The following is a 799-nucleotide window of genomic DNA, read 5'->3' on the forward strand; positions in this document are numbered from 1 at the left end:
GGTTAGCGGCGCATGGACGGCTTCCAACTTTGACGGAAGCTGGGGGCATCGCGCTATTGACGGGAGGGGTGGTTGCCGCGATCGGAGCGTTTAACAGGCTGCGGAAAAAGGCGCTTGCTGCGAGCCTACTGCCGTGATTCCATTGCTGAGTGATTGGTCGGCGGGAGCATGACATGCGCGGCAGTGATAAACAGACGGCGGGACTGTTTTCTTATGTGAGCTGCGAAGCCCGCGTTCCGACAAACCATCCGCTGCGGCCGATCCGTGCCATTGTAGATGAAGCGCTGGAAGTTCTGTCGCCAGATTTTGAGGCGATGTATTCAGCGATCGGCCGCCCTTCGATCCCGCCGGAGAAGCTGCTGCGTGCACTGTTGTTGCAGGCCTTCTACACGATCCGCTCGGAGCGTCAGCTCATGGAGCAGATGGATTACAATCTGCTGTTTCGATGGTTCGTCGGCTTGTCGATGGACGCGCCGATCTGGGACGTCACGGTGTTTACCAAGAACCGTGAGCGGCTTCTGGCGGGCGACATCGCCGCCAAGTTTCTGGCCGCATTGCTGGGCCAGCCGCGGGTGAAGGCGCTGCTGTCGGACGAGCACTTCTCGGTAGACGGCACCTTGATCGAAGCCTGGGCGAGCATGAAGAGCTTCAAGCCTAAGGACGACATAGATGGTGGCGACACCGACGACAGCGGCTCTGGCGCTGAAGGCAAACAGCCGCCAAAGGCTGTGGGACGCAACTCCGAGTTGCTTGATGTGGTCGACAAGCCAATCGAGTTCTTCCTTGGTGATTTCGTAGT

1 protein-coding gene is annotated in these 799 nt (G+C 59.1%); it reads left to right on the forward strand.

The features are described 5' to 3' along the window. Nucleotides 1–173: 173 nt before the first annotated feature. Nucleotides 174–799 (forward strand): transposase (locus EQW76_RS28730; protein ID WP_244617048.1); only part of this gene is annotated, 626 nt, incomplete at its 3' end.

The organism is Rhizobium sp. rho-13.1 (genome assembly GCF_007000305.1).
GTDB lineage: Bacteria > Pseudomonadota > Alphaproteobacteria > Rhizobiales > Rhizobiaceae > Rhizobium > Rhizobium rhododendri.